This window comes from Amycolatopsis sp. NPDC034160 (assembly GCF_055575355.1).
Map to the genome: position 1 here is coordinate 50,987 of NZ_JBVISU010000015.1, position 18,726 is coordinate 69,712.

At 67.9% G+C, this 18,726-nt stretch carries 13 protein-coding genes; 7 read left to right on the forward strand and 6 right to left on the reverse strand.

Annotation, left to right across the window (positions count from 1 at the left end):
• Window positions 1–69 precede the first annotated feature (69 nt).
• Together ACZ54P_RS26730 and ACZ54P_RS26735 are read right to left on the reverse strand one after the other, a co-directional pair.
• A complete protein-coding gene (locus tag ACZ54P_RS26730) occupies window positions 70–804 on the reverse strand; it encodes a DUF4190 domain-containing protein (protein ID WP_465464311.1) in 735 nt (244 codons plus the stop codon).
• A gap of 60 nt (window positions 805–864) precedes the next feature.
• Window positions 865–2,268 (reverse strand): bis-aminopropyl spermidine synthase family protein, encoded by a 1,404-nt coding sequence (locus ACZ54P_RS26735; protein ID WP_465464312.1) that lies wholly within the window; start codon window positions 2,266–2,268, stop codon window positions 865–867.
• Window positions 2,269–2,359: 91 nt separating this feature from the next.
• Between ACZ54P_RS26735 and ACZ54P_RS26740 the strand changes: the two genes are divergently transcribed.
• From ACZ54P_RS26740 to ACZ54P_RS26755, 4 genes are all read left to right on the forward strand, one after another.
• On the forward strand, window positions 2,360–3,448 hold the full coding sequence (locus tag ACZ54P_RS26740; protein WP_465464313.1) for an ABC transporter ATP-binding protein: 1,089 nt from the start codon (window positions 2,360–2,362) through the stop codon (window positions 3,446–3,448).
• On the forward strand, window positions 3,448–4,131 hold the full coding sequence (locus ACZ54P_RS26745) for an ABC transporter permease (protein WP_465464314.1): 684 nt from the start codon (window positions 3,448–3,450) through the stop codon (window positions 4,129–4,131). Before ACZ54P_RS26740 ends, ACZ54P_RS26745 begins: the two co-directional genes overlap by 1 nt.
• A complete protein-coding gene (locus ACZ54P_RS26750) occupies window positions 4,128–4,817 on the forward strand; it encodes an ABC transporter permease (RefSeq protein WP_465464315.1) in 690 nt (229 codons plus the stop codon). The genes ACZ54P_RS26745 and ACZ54P_RS26750 overlap by 4 nt, the downstream gene beginning before the upstream one ends.
• Before the next feature lie 173 nt (window positions 4,818–4,990).
• Window positions 4,991–5,890, forward strand: coding sequence for an ABC transporter substrate-binding protein (locus ACZ54P_RS26755; RefSeq protein WP_465464316.1), 900 nt, complete (start codon window positions 4,991–4,993; stop codon window positions 5,888–5,890).
• 77 nt (window positions 5,891–5,967) lie between these two features.
• Here the strand turns inward: ACZ54P_RS26755 and ACZ54P_RS26760 are convergent, their stop codons facing one another.
• Window positions 5,968–6,483: a GNAT family N-acetyltransferase gene (locus ACZ54P_RS26760; RefSeq protein WP_465464317.1), complete on the reverse strand. Its 516-nt coding sequence runs from the start codon at window positions 6,481–6,483 to the stop codon at window positions 5,968–5,970.
• 390 nt (window positions 6,484–6,873) lie between these two features.
• On the opposite strand from ACZ54P_RS26760, the gene ACZ54P_RS26765 reads away from it, so the two are divergent.
• Together ACZ54P_RS26765 and ACZ54P_RS26770 are read left to right on the forward strand one after the other, a co-directional pair.
• Window positions 6,874–8,439, forward strand: a complete 1,566-nt coding sequence (locus ACZ54P_RS26765; RefSeq protein ID WP_465464318.1) for a S8 family peptidase — start codon at window positions 6,874–6,876, stop codon at window positions 8,437–8,439.
• Window positions 8,440–8,571: 132 nt separating this feature from the next.
• On the forward strand, window positions 8,572–9,291 hold the full coding sequence (locus ACZ54P_RS26770) for a hypothetical protein (RefSeq protein WP_465464319.1): 720 nt from the start codon (window positions 8,572–8,574) through the stop codon (window positions 9,289–9,291).
• Here the strand turns inward: ACZ54P_RS26770 and ACZ54P_RS26775 are convergent.
• Window positions 9,288–10,076, reverse strand: a complete 789-nt coding sequence (locus ACZ54P_RS26775; protein ID WP_465464320.1) for an SMP-30/gluconolactonase/LRE family protein — start codon at window positions 10,074–10,076, stop codon at window positions 9,288–9,290. The genes ACZ54P_RS26770 and ACZ54P_RS26775 overlap by 4 nt on opposite strands.
• Window positions 10,077–10,203: 127 nt before the next feature.
• Complete coding sequence (locus ACZ54P_RS26780; protein WP_465464321.1) at window positions 10,204–13,938, reverse strand: multifunctional oxoglutarate decarboxylase/oxoglutarate dehydrogenase thiamine pyrophosphate-binding subunit/dihydrolipoyllysine-residue succinyltransferase subunit; 3,735 nt, start codon at window positions 13,936–13,938, stop codon at window positions 10,204–10,206.
• Window positions 13,939–14,353: 415 nt separating this feature from the next.
• Here ACZ54P_RS26780 and ACZ54P_RS26785 point away from each other — a divergent pair, with 415 nt between their 5' ends.
• The gene (locus ACZ54P_RS26785) at window positions 14,354–14,578 is read left to right on the forward strand and encodes a hypothetical protein (RefSeq protein ID WP_465464322.1); all 225 of its coding nucleotides are present in this window, start codon (window positions 14,354–14,356) and stop codon (window positions 14,576–14,578) included.
• A gap of 304 nt (window positions 14,579–14,882) precedes the next feature.
• Here ACZ54P_RS26785 and ACZ54P_RS26790 read toward each other — a convergent pair whose 3' ends face one another.
• Window positions 14,883–18,608 (reverse strand): ABC transporter ATP-binding protein, encoded by a 3,726-nt coding sequence (locus tag ACZ54P_RS26790; protein WP_465464323.1) that lies wholly within the window; start codon window positions 18,606–18,608, stop codon window positions 14,883–14,885.
• Window positions 18,609–18,726 lie beyond the last annotated feature (118 nt).

Sequence of the window (18,726 nt, forward strand, 5' to 3'; positions counted from 1 at the left end):
TGAAAGGTCCTTTCCTTGCAAAATTCGCAAGGAAAGGACCTTTCATAGCGTGTGTGGGGGTTGCGCTCCTCAGCCGGTCGGGATGGCCAGATCGGCGCCGGAGGCGAGGACGGACCCGGTCAGCTGCGAGTCGGGCGCGTGGATCGTGCAGAAGACGGTGCGCACGCCGTTTTCCCAGCTCTCGCGGCCAGGTCCCAGGTAGCTCAGTTCGGCGCGGACACCGGTCGCTTCGAGTCGCTGACGGTCCACGTTCTTGTCCATGATCCGCCGGCACTCGGACACGGCCTCCGCCCTCAACTGCTCGGCGCCGGGCCAGGGACCGTCCGCCGGGGTGAAGGCCCCGACGGCCTCGGTGCGGTGCGCGCTCCCGCACGAGGTGAGTTCGACGCTGTCAAAGGTGCCTCTGACCGTGGGTTGGTTGAAGCATTCGCCCGGCTTCAGGGTGCAGGCGTCGGCGTAGCCGGGTGACGGGGTCGCGCACCGCGCGCCCTGCGGGCCCGCAGTGTAGTCTGCCGGATTCCCCATGGTGTTCCCGAGCAGGGCGATCCAGCCGATGGCCCAGAACCCGGCGGCCACGAGACCGCCGATCGCCAGGCCCCGGCCCTGCCGCCCGCCTGGACCGGTCTGGGTGAGCGCGATGACGCCCACGATGATCGCGGGGAGCACCGGCAGGACCAGACAACCGGTCAGCCCCAGTACGAGCGCGGCGATCGCCAGGCCGCTGGTCTTGTGGTGGGGTGGTGGTGGCCCGGGCGGGTGGACGAACCCGTACGGCGGCGCTCCCGGACCCAGCGGATTGTTCATGGGCCGAACCTACGAAGGGCGCATGAAGTTCCGATGACACAACGGCCGCGGCTGTCGGCGTCAGTCGAGCAGTTCCGAAAGCCGGTGCCGGGGCAGGTCGATCAGCCGCGCGTCCGTCAGGTCCGACGGGACGTCCAGCGAGACGTTCGCCAGCCGCGCGTGCGCCCTGGTCAGGAGTTCGTTCTGATGCTCGATCGCGTCCGCGACGACGATGGCGTGCCGGTTGTCCGGGGTGCTGCGCAGCAGTCGCAACCGGTATTTCGCCCCGACCAGCCGGTTGAGCGCGGTCTGCGCTTCGGCGTTGGTCAGATCCGGATGCGCGTTCGGGACCAGCAGCGCGAGCCGTCGCGCGTTGGTGCCCAGCAGGGTCCGCAGCAGCCACGGGCCGGGGTCGGCCGAGAGGTCCATCGCGACCGCGTCACCCTCCGGTCCGGAAACCGACCAGTCGACCGGCCGTGATTCCAGCGCCAGCCCGCCCTCGATGGCGATCTCGTGCAGCTTGTCCAGCAACGACGGCTTGGCCGCCCCGGCGGACTCGACCGACTGCGGTCCGTGGGTGTAGATCGCGGACTTCCCTTTGCCGCCGCGGTTCTTCTTCGACTTCGCGGTCGGCTGGCAGACGTAAAGATCCGCCGCGCTCCCGATCGCCTGCGCGCCGAAGTACCGGTTGAAGCCCGGCAGGATCGCTTCGAAGGTCAGCCCGAGCGTCGCGAGCGCCCGCTGCACCTGCGCGCCCAACGCGGGATGCCGGGGGCTGTAGCCGTAGGCGAGCAGCAGTCGCCCGTCCGAGGGTTCGGCCAGCGCCTGGACCCCGCGTGCGGCGAACAGGCCCATTCCTTCGGGGGTGTAAGGCGGATCACTGAACACCAGATCCATCCGCCCGGTCACCGCGGGTGGCAACCCGACCCGCAGGTCCGTGTGCAGGGTGCGGATCGACCGCTCGCTGAGTTCGTCGATGTAGGCCAGCACGCGATCGTCGAGGTCGACGACGGTGAGGTCCGCGTCGGGCCGCAGCGCGCGCACGGCCAGTGAAGTGAGGTCGTGGTCGCCGAGGAACAGGAGCTTCGCCGTATCGAGGTCGTACTGCTCGTCCAGCCACAGGGCGCGGTTCAGCACGGTCTCCGGCGTCGCCTGCACGTGATCGAGCGCGGACAGCGGCGACGGCACGTTCTCGACGTAGCTGGTGATGGTCTTCAGCAGGTCGGGATCGGTTTTCCGGTCCCGCGCCTCGAAGCGCGCGTACTTCTCGCGGGCGGCGGGGGCCAGCCGGAAACGGGCTTCGGCCCGCTCGAGGTCGTCGCCGAGCGCGTTCAGGACGTCCTCGACACTCCGGCGTGGCGCGGTACTGATCCGGATCAGCTCGCCGAGGTCACGCCAATCCGTCCCGAGCAGGGAAATCACCTGATGGAGCGGTCGCACGTGGACACCGTGCGCGGTTAGGACGTCATCGACGGGAGAACTCACGGGCCTCAGCCTAGTGACCCGCTGCTTGAGACACCGTGCCAACAGGCAAGATCTGGGCTACGGTTTTTCGACCAGACATGGGGAGAGACACGTGACTATCGAGTTCCGTGGCGTGACCAAGCGGTATCCGGACGGGACGGTCGCGGTCGACGACCTGAACCTCACCGTGCAGGACGGCACCATCACCGTCTTCGTCGGGCCGTCCGGCTGTGGCAAGACGACGTCGCTCCGGATGATCAACCGCATGGTCGAGCCGACCTCGGGCACGGTACTGCTCGACGGCGAGGACGTCAGCGACGGCGACCCGGCCCTGTTGCGCCGCGGTATCGGCTACGTGATCCAGCACGCGGGCCTCTTTCCACATAGGACCGTCCTCGACAACATCGCCACCGTGCCGCTGTTGTCCGGCTGGGACAAGGGTAAGGCGCGCAAGCGCGCGGCCGAACTCCTCGAAACCGTCGGTCTGCCAACGGAACTCGGCAAGCGGTACCCCGCCCAGCTTTCCGGCGGCCAGCAGCAGCGTGTCGGCGTCGCCAGGGCACTCGCGGCGGACTCGCCGGTGCTGCTGATGGACGAGCCGTTCTCCGCCGTCGACCCGGTCGTGCGCGAGGAACTGCAGGACGAGCTGCTGCGCCTGCAGTCGCAGCTGGGAAAGACGATCGTGTTCGTCACCCACGACATCGACGAGGCCGTGCGGCTCGGTGACAAGATCGCGGTGCTCCGCGTCGGCGGTGTGCTCGCGCAGTACGGCACGCCCTCGGATGTGCTGCGTCACCCTGTCGACGACTTCGTCGCGTCGTTCGTCGGCAAGGATCGCGGCTATCGCGGGCTTTCCTTCCTGCCCGCGGACGGGATCGTCGTCGAAGAGGTCAAGCGGGTCGAGGTCGGCAAGCCGGTCACCGGCACGGTCGACGAATGGCTGCTCGCGGTCAACGCGGACGGGCAGCCGCGCGGCTGGCTCCGGCCCGAGTCCACTGTGGACGGCGAGCTGGCCGAAACGGATCTGGTCGCCGGCGGCTCGCTGTACGTCCAGGGAGCGCCGATCCGCGGCGCGCTCGACGCGGCGCTGTCGTCGCCCGCGAGTCTCGGCGTGGTCGTCGATTCCGGGAACAAGGTCCTCGGCGTGGTCAGAGCCAAACAGGTTCTCGAAGTGATCGAAGCGCTGCCACTGGGCTCCTGATGGGAGACTTCTTCGCGGAACTCGGGCGCTATCTCGGCAGCGCCAACAACCGCTCGCAGTTCTTCGGTGATCTGCTCGATCACATCTACCTTTCGCTGGTGCCGCTGGTGCTGGGCTTGGTGATCGCGGTGCTGGCCGGCTGGCTCGGCCATCGCTTCCGGGCGGTGTGCAACGTCCTGCTGGTGGTCTCGAACCTGCTGTACACGATCCCGTCGCTCGCGTTGTTCGTGGTGATTCCGGGCATCATCGGTTCGAAGATCCTCGACAGCGTCAACGTCATCGTCGCGCTCACCGTCTACACCGCGGCCCTGCTGGTGCGCCCGGTGCTGGACGCGCTCGACGCCGTCCCGCCGCACGTCGTCGCGGCGGCGACCGCGGTCGGCTACAAACCCGTGCGCCGGTTCCTCGCCGTGGAACTGCCGCTTTCGGTGCCGGTGCTCGCCGCGGGTGTCCGGGTGGCCTCGGTGAGCAACATCAGCCTGGTCAGCGTCGGCGCGCTGATCGGAACCGGCGGGCTCGGCGTGCTGTTCACCGACGGCTTCCAGCGCGAGTATTTCTCGCCGATCGTCGTCGGCATCGTCGCGACGCTCCTGCTCGCGTTGATCGTCGATCTGCTGCTGGTCCGGCTGCGTGATGTCCTCACACCCTGGAACCGGGTGGCGACCACGGCGGGGGCGAAATGATCGGCGACGTCGTGAACTGGTTCGGCGACCCGGCTCATTGGCAGGGCACGGACGGCATCCTCAACCGGCTTCTGCAGCATCTCGGCTACACGGTGTCGGCCTTGGTCTTCGCCGTGGTGATCGCGATCCCGCTCGGGCTTTACGTCGGGCACACCGGCCGCGGCGCCGTGTTCTTGGTGAGCGGTGGCAACGCGATCCGCGCACTGCCGACCCTGGGGCTGGTGACCTTCCTGTTCCTCCTGATCACCGAAAGCGTGACCTCGACGATCATCGGCCTCGTGGTGCTCGCCGTCCCGCCGATCCTCGCCGGGACGTACGCGGGACTGCAGGCGACCGACCACGGCGTGGTCGACGCGGCGCAAGGCATCGGAATGACCGGCTGGCAACGGTTGTGGAAGGTCGAGGTGCCGATCTCACTGCCGCTCGTGCTCGGTGGCGTGCGGAACTCGGTGCTGCAGCTGGTGGCGACGGCGGCCGTGGCCGCCTACGTCGGGCTCGGTGGACTCGGCCGGTTCCTGCTCGACGGACTGGCCATTTTGGACTATCCCCAGGTCGTCGCGGGCGCTGTCCTGACGACGTTGCTCGCCGTCGTGCTGGATCTTCTCCTGGCGGGCGTCCAGCGTGCGCTGGTGCCCAAGGGAGTTCGGCTGGCGCAGGCCGCGAGCGGGAAGAAGGCGAAGGCATGAGAGCCGGTAGGCGGAGCTGCGGCCGTATCGGGAAAAGTCAGCAGACGCGTGAACCCGCCCCGGCCGAAGGCCCCGCTATCGCGGTGGCAGGGCGCCTTGTCGGCCATCGTGACGTGGATGACCAGGCAGTGTCCTGCCGACGTCGATCGCGGTCGCGGGTTCACCAGCAGGCTATGAGGCGGACGGTGGCGGCGTTGTTCGCCGGGATCGCTTTGCTGGCGACAAGTTGTGGTAACCCGCTGGCGGGCGGTGCCGAGGGTGGCGCGACCGGCGACATCATCATCGGCGCGTCGGACGTCGGGGAAAGCCTGCTGCTGGCCCAGATCTACGCGGGCGCGCTGCGCAACGCGGGGGCGGAGAACGTGACCGTGCGCCCGCCGGTCGGCAGTCGCGAGGTCGTCGTCAAGGCGCTGCAGGACAAATCGCTTTCGCTGGTTCCCGACTACAGCGGGAACCTGCTGCGCTACTTCGACAAGGAGACGCAGGCGACCACACCGCAGGACGTCTACGCGCAGTTGAAGCAGAAACTGCCACCCGGCTTCGAGGTGCTCGACCAGGCGCCCGCCGAGGACAAGGACCTTCTGGTGGTGCGCAAGGAACTCGCCGATTCCGGAGTGAAGACGTTCTCCGATCTCGGCCCACGCTGCAGGGATCTCGTCTTCGGCGGTCCCGGTCAGTGGAGCAGCCGCTGGAAGGACAAGATCAAGACGCTCTACGGCTGTGAGTTCGCCGAGATCCGCACGACCGACACCGGTGGTCCGGTCACGGTCGCCGCACTGAAATCCGGCGACATCCAGGTCGCCGACCTGTTCAGCACGTCGTCGACGATCGCCGCGAACGGGTTCGTGCCGCTGGTGGACGACAAAAACATGTTCCCCGCGCAGAACATCGTGCCCCTGATCGCGAAGGGGACGTTGTCGCCGAAGGAGGTCGACGCGCTGAACCGGGTCTCGGCGGCGCTCACGACCGATCAGCTGACCGAGCTGAACGTCCAGTTCAGCGAGGAGAAGCGCAACCCGCTCGACGTCGCCGAGGAGTTCCTGCGCCGGAACAACCTCCTCGCGCCCTCCTAAACCCCCTGCGTTTAGTCCTCTGAATGCGGTAGTTGCCTGCGCAAGGACCGCATTCAGAGGACTAAATGCATAGGCGGCTAGAGGCGGTCGAAGGCGGGTGAGTAGCGGAACTCGCCCCGAAGACCGGGGTGGTACGCGCGGAGCGTGCGGACCTGGAAATGCGGCGCCCATTCCGCGACCGGCGGTGTGATCCCGTGCTGCTCGGCGAGGACGAAGCCGAACCGGGAGTAGTAGCGCGGGTCGCCGAGCAGGACCACGGCGCCGTAGCCGAGCGCGTCGGCCGCGCCCAGTACCGCGTGCACGAGCGCCGAACCGATGCCGGAGGCGTGGTACTCCGGCAGCACGCCGAGCGGACCGAGGCCGACTGTCGACTTCTCGTCGGAGCCGAGCCGGGCGGGACTGCAGCAGACGTGCCCGACGACTTCACCGTCGCGTTCGGCCACGATGGACAGTGCTCCGATCAGATCACCGTCCTCGCGGAGTTCGTCGACGAGTTTCGCTTCGACCACCGGGACACTGTGTTTCGCGAAAGCGGCCAGGTGAACGGCGTGGATCGTTTCGCGGTCGGCCGGGGTTTCCTGTCGGAGCAACATGCCCACGAGCATGGTCCATCCGAAGGTAGGATGGAAATCGATTTCCGCTCGGCGAGGTCGAGACTTTAGTAGGCGGCCATCCGTGTGTACTTTCACGCCGCTGAAACGACCGGTGGGCGGGAAAGCGACCACGAGATGTGCGGATCCCCAATTCTTCGTGGGCCGTACGGCGCAGAACGCGACTAAAGGCGGGGGCTGAACGGTGTCCGGCCTGGGCTGATGTGGCACCCATTACTACCGAGATGTCCGTAATGCAAGGTCTTCCTTCGGGTGAAACCGCGACTTAGTCTCAGCCTGCGCTCCTAAGTGGAACGCGCTTCACCTCTGAGTCACCCCAACGATCCGGCGGGCACTTATGTCCGTGGGTCGACCCTGCCTGGGAGGAAGATCTTGAACAATTCCCTGGGAACCTTGAAGAGACGCCTGCCCGCCTTCGGCGTCGCCGCGGCCGTCGCCGTGCTCACGGCGCTCGGCGGCACCACCGTCGCGTCCGCGGCAGAGGGTTCGATCGTCAACGCGGGTAGCGACAAGGCGATCAAGGACAGCTACATCGTCGTGCTGAAGGACGGCTCGTCGGTCGAAGCCACCGCGAAGAGCCTGACGAACCGTCACGGCGGCACGGTCGAGAAGACCTTCGCGTCGTCGGTCCGCGGCTTTTCTGGTGCGCTGAGCGAAAAGCAGGCGAAGCGCGTCGCCGCCGACCCGGCGGTCGCCTACGTGGAGCAGAACCAGACCGTCTCGATCTCGGCGGACCAGCTGAACCCGCCTTCGTGGGGCCTGGACCGGGTCGACCAGCAAAGCCTTCCGCTGAACCAGAAGTACAGCTACAGCACCACGGCGTCCAACGTCACCGCGTACGTCGTCGACACCGGCATCCTCACCACGCACCCCGACTTCGGCGGGCGCGCGACCCACGGTCGTGACACCGTCGACAACGACAACGACGCCACGGACTGCCAGGGTCACGGCACCCACGTCGCCGGCACCATCGGTGGCACCGCGCACGGTCTGGCCAAGGGCGTCAAGCTCGTCGCCGTCCGCGTGCTGAACTGCTCCGGTTCCGGCACGACCGCCGGCGTCATCGCCGGTGTCGACTGGGTGACCGCGAACGCCGTCAAGCCGGCCGTCGCGAACATGAGCCTCGGCGGCGGCGCTTCGGCGACCCTCGACCAGGCCGTCCAGCGGTCGATCGCGGCCGGTGTCACCTACGGTGTCGCGGCCGGTAACGACACGGGCGCCAACGCCTGCAACGTCTCGCCCGCCCGTACGCCGGAAGCGATCACCGTCGGCTCGACGACGAACACCGACGCGCGGTCGAGCTTCTCCAACATCGGCACCTGCCTCGACATCTTCGCGCCGGGCAGCAACATCACCTCGACCTGGCTGAACAACGGCACCAACACCATCAGCGGCACCTCGATGGCGACCCCGCACGTCGTCGGCGCGGCGGCCCTGTACGCCTCCGCCAACCCGACGGCCACGCCGAAGCAGGTCCGTGACGCGCTGGTCGCCAACGGCACCAAGGACAAGGTGACCAACCCGGGCACCGGTTCGCCGAACGTGCTGCTCTACACCGGTACCGGTGGTGGCCCCGGCCCCGAGCCCACGCCTTGCGGTACCCAGACCAACAGCAGCCCCGTCGCCATCCCCGACGCGGGTGCCGCGGTGAGCAGCACGGTCAGCGTCGCGAACTGCGCCCGCAACGCTTCAGGCACCACCAAGGTCGCGGTGAACATCACCCACACCTACGTCGGTGACCTGGTCGTCGACCTGGTCGCGCCGGACGGCACCTCGTACCGCCTCAAGGGTTCGAGCAACGACTCGTCCGACAACATCAACACCACGTACACCGTCAACGCCTCGGCCGAGGCCGCGAACGGCACCTGGACGCTGAAGGTCCAGGACGTGTACCGGGTCGACACCGGCACGCTCAACAGCTGGTCGCTGACCCTCTGATCCACCCCTGGAGTACGTGAAGGCCCCCTTCCTCCTGCTGGGAAGGGGGCCTCCCCGTATCCGGAGGGTGATTCGGCCCCCAGTTGCCGCGTTCGTCCACTAAGGACCTTCGCGAGGCTTTAACCTCTCCGCATGCAGCCCGGACCGCCCTATCACCAGGGACCTCAGCAGCCGTATCCGCCGCAGGGATATCCGGGGTATCCGCCGCCCGGATACGGCCCCCCGCCCAAGAAGTCGAACACCGGCCTCATCGTCGGGATCGCCGTCGGCGCGGTGGTGCTGCTCGGCGGTGGCGGGGTCGCGGCCTTCCTGCTGCTGTCCGACGATTCAGGATCGTCTTCGTCCGCGTCGCCGACCTCGTCCAAGAAGACCGGGCCGCCGGACAAGTACTCCGCGATGCCCACCTGCCAGAAGATCGGGAGCGGGGTGCGGAACCTGCCGCCGCTCGAAGCGCCGAAGGGCGAGGAGCCGGCGAGCACGTCGAACAACGAGATCACCTACACCCGCTCGTTCTGCTCTTGGCGCGAAGCCAACGCGCCTTCGGCGACGGTGGGGATGTACCTGTCGAAGTCGAAGGAGCCGGGTTCCGGCGCCGGTGAAGCTTGGGCCAAGGCCGGGGTCGAGAACGCCGTCAAGGACGGCGGTGTGGTCATCCCCGGCATGGCCAAGGCGACCAAGGCCGTGCACGCGAAGCTCAGTTCCACGAGCCAGTGCCAGATCAAGTTCCACCAGGGCAACGTGGAGGCGGAGATCATCGTGACCGGCTCCGACCCGTCCGGGACGCTCGACCAGGAGCTGTGCAAGGAGAACGCCCTGAAGGTCGCGAAGGCGACCTCCGAGGCGATCGGTTAGCCGATTTTGGTGACCTGGACCTGCCCTGTCGGCCCGTCGCCGAACGGGTTCTCCCAACCGTGCCATTCGGCGGCGAGGACATAGAGCGAACGCCCGTCCTCGCCGCCGACCGCGCAGGAGAAACAGCCTCGGTCGGCTTCGACCTTCTGAAGCACTTCGCCACCTTCACGGACGCGGACGCAGTACTTGCCCGCCACGTCGGCGTACCAGACGGCGCCTTCGGCATCGAGGCTGATGCCGTCGGGGTGATCGCCGCCGAGGTCGGCCCATACGCGTCGTCCGGACAGCGAGCCGTCGTCGGCGATGTCGAAGGCGGTGAGCCGGTTGCCGTACGACTCGGCGACGATCAGTGTCTTGTCGTCGGGCGTGACGGCCATGCCGTTGCCGAACAGGATCCCGTCGGCGACCTGGCGTGCTTCACCGTCGGGAGTGACGACGGCGATGAAGCCGGGCGCCTGGAAGTCGTTCATCCCGTTGACGAAGGCGTTTCCGCGGCCGTCGATCACGACCTCGTTCCAGAGGGAGGCGACCGGGCTCAGCTCCGCGTAGGTGCTCAGATCCGCGTTGAGCAGGCGGGCGTTCGGGCCGTCGACGATGAGAAGGCGGTCGTCGGGAAGCCAGTCGAAGGTGAGCGGCATCGCGGTCGGCACGTTCGCGATCAGTTCGCTCTCGCCGCCGGGCGTGACGGCGAGGATCTGACCACCACCCCAGTTCGCCAGCCAGACACGGCCGTCGTGCCAGCGGGCGGATTCGGGGAGCTTGAGGCCGTCGAGCAGGGTCTTCATGGTGTCTCCTTCGGTTCGTTTACCCCTACACGAACGGGACCCACCGGTTTCGACACCCCAAGTACATGAAGGCCCCCTTCCTTGCGCTGGGCGCAAGGAAGGGGGCCTTCATGTACTACTCAGACGATCAGTCGAACGCCCGCGCGATCAGCGCCTTCTGCTCCACCTCGTGCACCTTGGACGAACCGGCCGACGGTGCCGCCATCGGGCGCCGCGAGACGACGTCCAGGCTGGAAAACACCTCAGGGAGCTTCCGCGGCAGGTTCAGACCGAAGAACGGCCACGCACCCTGGTTCTCCGGCTCCTCCTGTACCCACACCGCGGGCGCGCCGTTGTAGCGTTCGAGCGCCGCCACCAGCTTCTTCTTCGGCAGCGGGTAGTACTGCTCGACGCGCACGATCGCGATGTCGTCCGCCTCCCGCTTCGTCCGCTCGGCCACCAGTTCCCAGTACAGCTTGCCCGACGTCAGCAGGACCTTGCGCACCTTCGACGGGTCGACGACGGCGTCGTCGATGACCGACATGAACTTCGACTGGCCGGTGAAGTCCTCGACCGCCGAAGTCGCCGCCTTGTTGCGCAGCATCGACTTGGGGGTGAAGACCACCAGCGGCCGGTTGACTCCGTCGAGAGCGTGGCGGCGGAGGAGGTGGAAGTAGTTCGCCGGGGTCGACGGCACCGCGACGGTCATCGAGCCCTCCGCGCACAGCGAGAGGAAACGCTCGATGCGGCCGGAGGTGTGGTCCGGGCCCTGGCCTTCGTGGCCGTGCGGCAGCAGGAGCACGACGTCCGACAGCTGGCCCCACTTGGCCTCGCCGGAGGAGATGTACTCGTCGATGACGGTCTGCGCGCCGTTGACGAAGTCACCGAACTGCGCTTCCCACATGACCAGCGCTTCGGAGTTGGCCACGGAGTAGCCGTACTCGAAGCCGACCGCCGCGTACTCGGACAGCGCCGAGTCGTAGATCATCACGCGGCCCTGGCCGTCGGCCAGGCTCGCCAGCGGCGAGTACTCCTGGCCGTTCTTGCGGTCGATCAGCACCGAGTGGCGCTGGGTGAAGGTGCCGCGGCGGGAGTCCTGGCCGGACAGCCGCACCAGGCGGCCCTCCATGGCCAGCGAACCGAAGGCGAGCAGTTCACCGAACGCCCAGTCGATGCCGCCTTCGCGGGACATCTTGTGGCGGCGCTCCATGACCGGCTTGACCCGCGGGTGCGGAGTGAAACCTTCGGGCACGTTGAGGAACGCGTCGCCGATGCGCTCGATGACCTCGGTGGTGGTCGCCGTGGGCACCTTGGCCGGGACCTGCTGCTCCTCCTCGACCGAGGGGCTGGCCTTCGCCGGGTGCTTCTCCAGCTCGCGGACCTCGTTGAACACGTGCTCCAGCTGGCTGGAGAAGTCGCGCAACGCGGCCTCGGCCTCTTCGACGGAGATGTCGCCGCGGCCGATCAGCGATTCGGTGTAGGTCTTCCGGACCGAACGCTTCGTGTCGATGATGTCGTACATCGCCGGCTGCGTCATCGAGGGGTCGTCGCCCTCGTTGTGGCCGCGGCGGCGGTAGCAGATCAGGTCGATCACGACGTCCTTGTGGAACGCCTGGCGGTAGTCGACGGCCAGCTTGGCCACCCAGTGCGCGGCCTCGGGGTCGTCGCCGTTCACGTGGAAGATCGGCGAGCCGATCATCTTCGCGACGTCGGTGGCGTACTGGCTCGAACGCGAGTGCTCGGGCGCGGTGGTGAAGCCGACCTGGTTGTTGACGATGACGTGCACGGTGCCGCCGGTGCGGTAGCCGCGCAGCAGCGCCAGGTTCAGGGTCTCGGCCACGACACCCTGGCCCGCGAAGGCCGCGTCGCCGTGCATCAGGACCGGGAGGACGGTGAAGCCCTCGCCACCCTTGTCGAGGATGTCCTGCTTCGCGCGGACGATGCCTTCGAGGACCGGGTCGACGGTCTCCAGGTGCGACGGGTTCGCGGTCAGCGACACCTTGGTCTCGCCGTCGCCGAACATGCGGAAGTACTTGCCCTCGGCGCCGAGGTGGTACTTCACGTCACCGGAGCCGTGCGCCTGGCCCGGGTCGAGGTTGCCCTCGAACTCCTGGAAGATCTGCGCGATCGGCTTGCCGACGATGTTCGCGAGCACGTTCAGGCGGCCGCGGTGCGGCATCCCGATGACGACCTCGTCGAGCTCGTACTCGGCGGCCTTGTCCAGCAGCGTGTCGAGCAGCGGGATCGCCGTCTCGCCGCCTTCGAGGGAGAACCGCTTCTGGCCGACGTACTTGGTCTGCAGGAAGGTCTCGAACGCCTCGGCGGCGTTGAGCTTCGAGAGCACGTACTTCTGGACGGCGGGGTCCGGCTTCTCGTGCGGGATCTCGACGCGGTCCTGGATCCAGCGGCGCTCTTCGGGGTCGAGGATGTGCGTGTACTCGATGCCGACGGTGCGGCAGTAGGAGTTACGCAGCACTCCGAGGATGTCCCGCAGCTTCATCCGCTCCTGGCCGGCGAAGCCGCCGACCGGGAACTCGCGGTCCAGGTCCCACAGGGTCAGGCCGTGGGAGAGGACGTCGAGGTCGGCGTGGCTGCGCTGCCGGTAGTTGAGCGGGTCGGTGTCGGCCATCAGGTGACCGCGCATGCGGAAGGCGTCGATCAGCTCGATCACGCGCGCGGTCTTGTCGACCGGGCCGTCCGGGATGTCGGCGACCCAGCGGATCGGCTCGTACGGCAGGCGCAGGCTGGTGAAGACGTCGTCGTAGAAGCCGTCTTCACCGAGGAGCAGCTCGTGGATGCGCTTGAGGAACTCGCCCGACTCCGCGCCCTGGATGATGCGGTGGTCATAGGTCGAGGTCAGCGTCATGATCTTCGAGACGCCGAGGTCGACCAGGGCCTTCTCGCTGGTGCCCTCGAAGTGCGCCGGGTACTGCATGGCGCCGACGCCGATGATCGCGCCCTGACCGGCCTGCAGCCGCGGCACCGAGTGGTTGGTGCCGATCCCGCCGGGGTTGGTCAGCGAGATCGTGGTGCCGGCGAAGTCGTCGGCGGTCAGCTTGCCGGTGCGGGCCTTCTTGACGATCTCCTCGTAGGCCTGCCAGAACTGCATGAAGGTCATGTTCTCGGTGGCCTTGATGGACGCCACGACGAGCGTGCGGGAGCCTTCCTTGCCCTTCATGTCGATCGCGAGACCGAAGTTCACGTGCTCCGGCGTGACCGCGAACGGCTTCCCGTCGATCAGCTGGTAGTGCCGGTTCATGTTCGGGAAGTCCTTCAGCGCACGGACCATCGCGTAGCCGATGAGGTGCGTGAAGGAGATCTTGCCGCCGCGCGTGCGCTTGAGGTGGTTGTTGATGACGATGCGGTTGTCGGCCATCAACTTCGCCGGGACGGCGCGCACGCTGGTGGCCGTCGGCACGGACAGCGAGGCGTCCATGTTCTTCGCGATCGCCGCGGCCGCGCCGCGGAGCTGCTTGGACTCCGGCTCGGCGTCCTTTTCGACCGGCTTGGCGGGAGCTTTCGCCGGGGCCTTGGCGGGAGCCGCCTTGGGCGCGGCCGCCTTGGCTTCGGTCTTCGGGGCCGGCTTCGCGGGCGCGGCTTTCTTCGCCTCTGTCTTCGGAGCGGTCTGCTTCGCGGTGGATTCGGCGTTGCGGACCGTCTGCGGCGACGGGGTGGAGGCCTGGCCGTTGGTGCCCGGGCCATCCTTGACGGTCTGACGTGCGTCGTCAGCCTTCGTCTGTGCGGCCTGCGTTGGCTTGAAGTCCGCGAAGAAGTCGTGCCAGGCGGCATCGACTGAGGTGGGGTCGGCGAGGAACTGGTCGTACATTTCCTCGACGACCCACTCGTTGGGGCCGAATTGTGACGCAGGGCTGCTGCTGGACACGGCTTGGACTCGCCTCTATCCGTCTCGAGATCTTGAACACCGCTGATGCGCCTACCAGGCTAACCCCCTCGGTGGCGGCCGTGTGATGGAACTGGCCTGTGTGAGGCGTGGCGCACTAGGTGATGGGTCACTGTCTCGATCAAGAGATCGAAAATGAGCCACCCCTGGACGGGAGTCGCGGCTGCTCGGGGGAGCGGGGGACCTTTGCTATCGCCGTCGCCATCTGTGCAGGTCAGGTCGCTGTTTCGTCGGTCAAGCTTGGCGAAGTCGTCGCCGGAGGAGAGCCTGGAGTTCACGTCGGCGGGGTTTGCTGGGTGAAGGATGCGGCCGGTGTCGGGCCGGCCGCCGGTCGCCCGTGAGGTGATGGCAGACGATGTGGCTGGACGAGTGTCCATCGTTCTGGGACGAGGGGCGCGTGCGCCCGTTGGTCACCGAATCCGGCGAGGTCGTGCTGATGTGCGACTCGTGCCGCGCGGTGTGGCCGACGCTCTCCGACTTCGCGGAGATGGAGCACGTCGAGCCCGACGAACCGGACTGGGCGGTGACGGCCGGGGTGCACGTCCGGCCGGGGACCTTCCGATGGGCTTCGGCGCGGGACTTGGAGGCCGCCGGGATGAGCGGCCTCACTTGGCGCTCTTAAGCCGGAATTTGTCGACATAGTGATCGACGGATTCGCTCCATCTGGAGCGGTGCTTCAGCGGCCCGAGGGCGGCCTGTTTGCCGGGGTGGCGGGCAGAGCGGAGGCATAACTCGCGTGCTCAGACACGGAACTCGCGTGCCTGGATCCCGCACTCGGGTGTTACGGCTCACAAGCACGTGAGTTACGCCTTCAAGCACGCGAGACCCGTGTTCGAGCACGCGAGTGCGGTGCCACCTCACCCAGGCCACCATCCCGCCCGCCCGCGATGCTCCGCATTTAGAGGACTAAATGCCGGGCATCGTCGTCAGCCAAGGGACCACAGGCGCGCGTAGTGCCCACCGGCCGCCACCAGTTCGGTGTGTGTGCCCTGTTCGACGATCCGGCCGTGGTCCAGCACCACGATCCGGTCGGCCTTGGCGGCGGTGGCGAGGCGGTGCGCGACGACGAACGTCGTGCGACGGCGCGCGAGCTGTTCCGTAGCGCGCAGGACGGTGGCCTCGGTCGACGGATCGAGGGCCGCGGTCGCCTCGTCGAGCAGGAGGATGTCCGGGTCGACGAGTTCGGCGCGGGCGAGGGCGACGAGTTGCCGCTGCCCGGCCGAAAGCGACCGTCCGCGTTCACCGACGGGCTGATGGAAACCGGCGGGGAGGGCCGCGACGCCGTCGAGCGCGCCGACGGACCGGACCGCCTCCTCGACCTCCGCGTCCGTCGCGGAAGGCTTGCCGTAGCGCACGTTGTCCGCGACGGTCCCCGAGAACAGATGCGCTTCCTGCGGCACCACGCCCATCCGCGCCCGCAGGGCGGCCAGGTCGTATTCGCGGATGTCGGTCCCGTCGATCCGGACCACCCCGCCTGTCGCGTCGTAGAACCGGGCGACGAGCTTCACCGCCGTCGATTTCCCGGCGCCCGTCGCCCCGACCAAAGCGACGGTCTCGCCTGCCGAAACCTCCAGCGAAAGCCGTGTCAGCGCAGGCTCGTCCGACGCGGTGTACGCGAAATCGACGTCCTTGAAGGAAACCTCACCCCGCAGTCTCTCCGGGACCGTGACCGGGTTCTCCGCTTCGGGAACGGAAGTCGGGGTGCGCAACAGATCGCCGATGCGGGACAGGCCGACCCTCGCCTGCTGATAGCCGTCGAAGACCGACGACAGTTGCTGGATCGGCGAGAAGAACTGGCCCAGGTACAGCAGGAACGCCACCAGCACACCGGCGGACAGGGTGCCCGTGGCGACCCGGTTCGCGCCGACGATCAGCACGACGACCTCGGCGAGTCCGGAAAGCATCGCCGCGAACGGGAAGTACGTCGCGACATAGCGTTGTGCGCGCAGCCGTGAACGCCGGTACTCGTCACTGCGGGAGGCGAACTTCTCCGCTGTCCGCTCTTCGCGCGTGTACGCCTGCGCGACCCGCAGCCCGCTGACGTTCTCCTGCATGTCCGCGTTGACCACGCTGACACGTTCCCGCGCTTCGGTGTACGCCTTCGAGGAGGCGCGGCGGAAGATCACCGTCGCCACGATGAGGATGGGGAGCACCGCGAGCGCGTACGCGGCCAGCCCGATGTCGGTGATCATCAACGCCGCCGCGATACCGACCAAGGTCAGCGCGCTCACCACCGCCTGCGCGACGCCGGTCTGCAGGAACGTGGAGAGCGCGTCGACGTCGGTCGTCATCCGGGTCATGATCTTCCCGGACAGTTCGCGTTCGTAGAAGTCGAGCCCCAGCCGTTGCAGATGCGCGTAACTGCGTACGCGCAGCGAATACAGCACCGTCTCGCCGACCCGCGCCGTCATCTTGGTCTGGAGGTAGACCACCAGCCAGTCCGCGAGGATCACCAGCGCGCCGATTCCGGCGGCCAGCCAGATCACCGCTTCCGCTCCGGCGCGTACCCCGCTGTCGATGCCGTACTGGTACAGCGCGGGCATCGCGATGGTGGCCAGCGCGTCGGCGGCGACCAGTCCGATCACCACGGCGAGCGGGCCCCGCACCGGTTTCAGCAGACGGCCGAGGCGGAACCTCGGTTCGGGCGCGGTGACGTCCGTGCCCGGCAGCCGCGGGGTGTCCTTGGCGGGCGGCAGTTTCCGGACGCCTTCGAGGAGTTCGCCGCTCGGCGGGAGGTCGACCTCCCATTCGCCGCCGCTGGCCTTCCGCCGCTCGCCCGCCATTTCGTCGGCGTCTTCCTGCTGTGGCCACAGGGCGGGGGTGATCCCCGTAGGGCCGCAGTCGAGGCCCTCACAGCGATGCGGTTCCTCGACGTCGTCGCCCGGCCCCGCGACGAGTTCGCGGAACAGCGGGCACCGCGCCAGCAGTTCCTCCTCGGTGCCGACGTCGACGACCCGGCCCTTGTCCAGGACGGCGATCCGGTCGGCGAGGGCCAGGGTGGAGCGGCGGTGCGCGATCAGCAGGGTCGTCCGGCTCGCGGTGACCGAACGCAGCGTGTCGTGAATCGCCGCTTCGGTGACCGTGTCGATGGCCGAGGTCGCGTCGTCGAGCACCAGCACGCGCGGATCGGTCATCAACGCCCTGGCCAGGCCGAGCCGCTGTCGCTGGCCGCCGGACAAGGTCAGACCGCGCTCGCCGACGAGGGTGTCGTAACCGTCGGGGAGCCGCTGGATGAACTCATCCGCTTCCGCCGCCCGCGCGGCCGCCCTGATCTCTTCGTCGCTCGCGTCCGGCCTGCCGTAGGCGATGTTGTCGCGCACCGACGAGGAGAACAGGAACGCCTCCTCGAAGACCACGCCGATGACACTGCGCAGGTCGTGTTGGCGAACGTCGCGGACGTCGAGGTCGCCGACCTGGACCGAACCGCTGTGCACGTCGTAGAACCGGGGCAGCAGCAGCGAAATCGTCGACTTCCCCGAACCGGCCGTGCCGACCAGCGCGAGCGTCTCACCCGGCCGCGCCTCGAGAGTGAGCCCGTCGAGTACGGGATCCGACCGCGTGTAGCCGAAGGAAACATCTTCCAACCGGACGCCGAGCGGTCCGTCGGGCAGTGGCCGCGCGTCGGGGCTGTCGACGACGTCCGGCTGCGCGTCGATCAGTTCGTTGACCCGTTCCGCTCCGGCCCTGGTCAGCTGGGCCTGGACGATGAGACTCGAGATCATCCGTGCCGGACCGATCAGGATCGAGAGGTAGGTCGCGAACGCGAGGAAGGTGCCCAGGCTGATCTCGCCCTTCAGCGCGAGAACGCCGCCGACCGCCAGCACCGCGACCTGACCGGCCGCGGGCAGCGCGGCCGTCGTGGCCGTCGGCAGAGAGGACAGCCGTGCCGAGCGCATGCGTTCGGCGAAAAGCTTCTTCGCCGTGTTTTCCAGCTTCGCGACTTCGCGTGCTTCCTGGCCGAAGCCCTTCACCACACGGACGCCGGTGACCGTCTCCTCGACCTGCTGAGCGACATCGGCCGCGCGTTGCTGCGCTGCCCACGTCGCGGGGAACAGCCGCTTCCGGCTCACCGCCATGATGATCGCGATCGCCGGGGCGACCACCATCGCGATCAGGGTCAGCGTCGGCGACATCCACAGCATCGCGCCGAGTGACAGCAGCGCGAAGATCACCGAGCCCGCCGAGAGCGGCACCTGCATCAGGACGGAGGTGACCAGCTGCAGATCCGAGATCGCGCGCGAGGCGACCTGGCCGGTGCGCAACGCGTCCTGCTTGCCGCCGTCGAGCCGGGAGACCGCGTTGAACACCTGGCGGCGCAGGTCATGCTGGACGTCCAGCGCCAGCCGTCCGCCGACGTACCGGCGGGCGAAGGCGTTGCCGAAGGTCAGCACCTGCAGCACCGCCATCACGGCGGCGAGCAGACCGAGACGGGAAGTGTCGCCCGCGACGGCGTCGTCGAGCGCCTCGCGGATCAACAGGGGAGCCGCGGCCTGCAGCCCGACGCCGATGATCGCCGCGCCCAACGACAGAACGACCAGCCAGGGATGTTTCCAGCACGAAGCGGCCAGCCGGCGGATCCAGCCTCCGGTGGGCACCGGGGCCGTCTCGCGAGCCGTGCTGGCTTGACGCGGGCGAGGTGGAGCAGTAGTCACCCCGCCAGCCTAGGTGCCGGCACCGACAAGCCCGGCGGGTTCGCGCAGGGCCGAATGCCATGAAAGGTCCTTTCCTTGCAAATTTTGCAAGGAAAGGACCTTTCATGGCGCGTGTGGA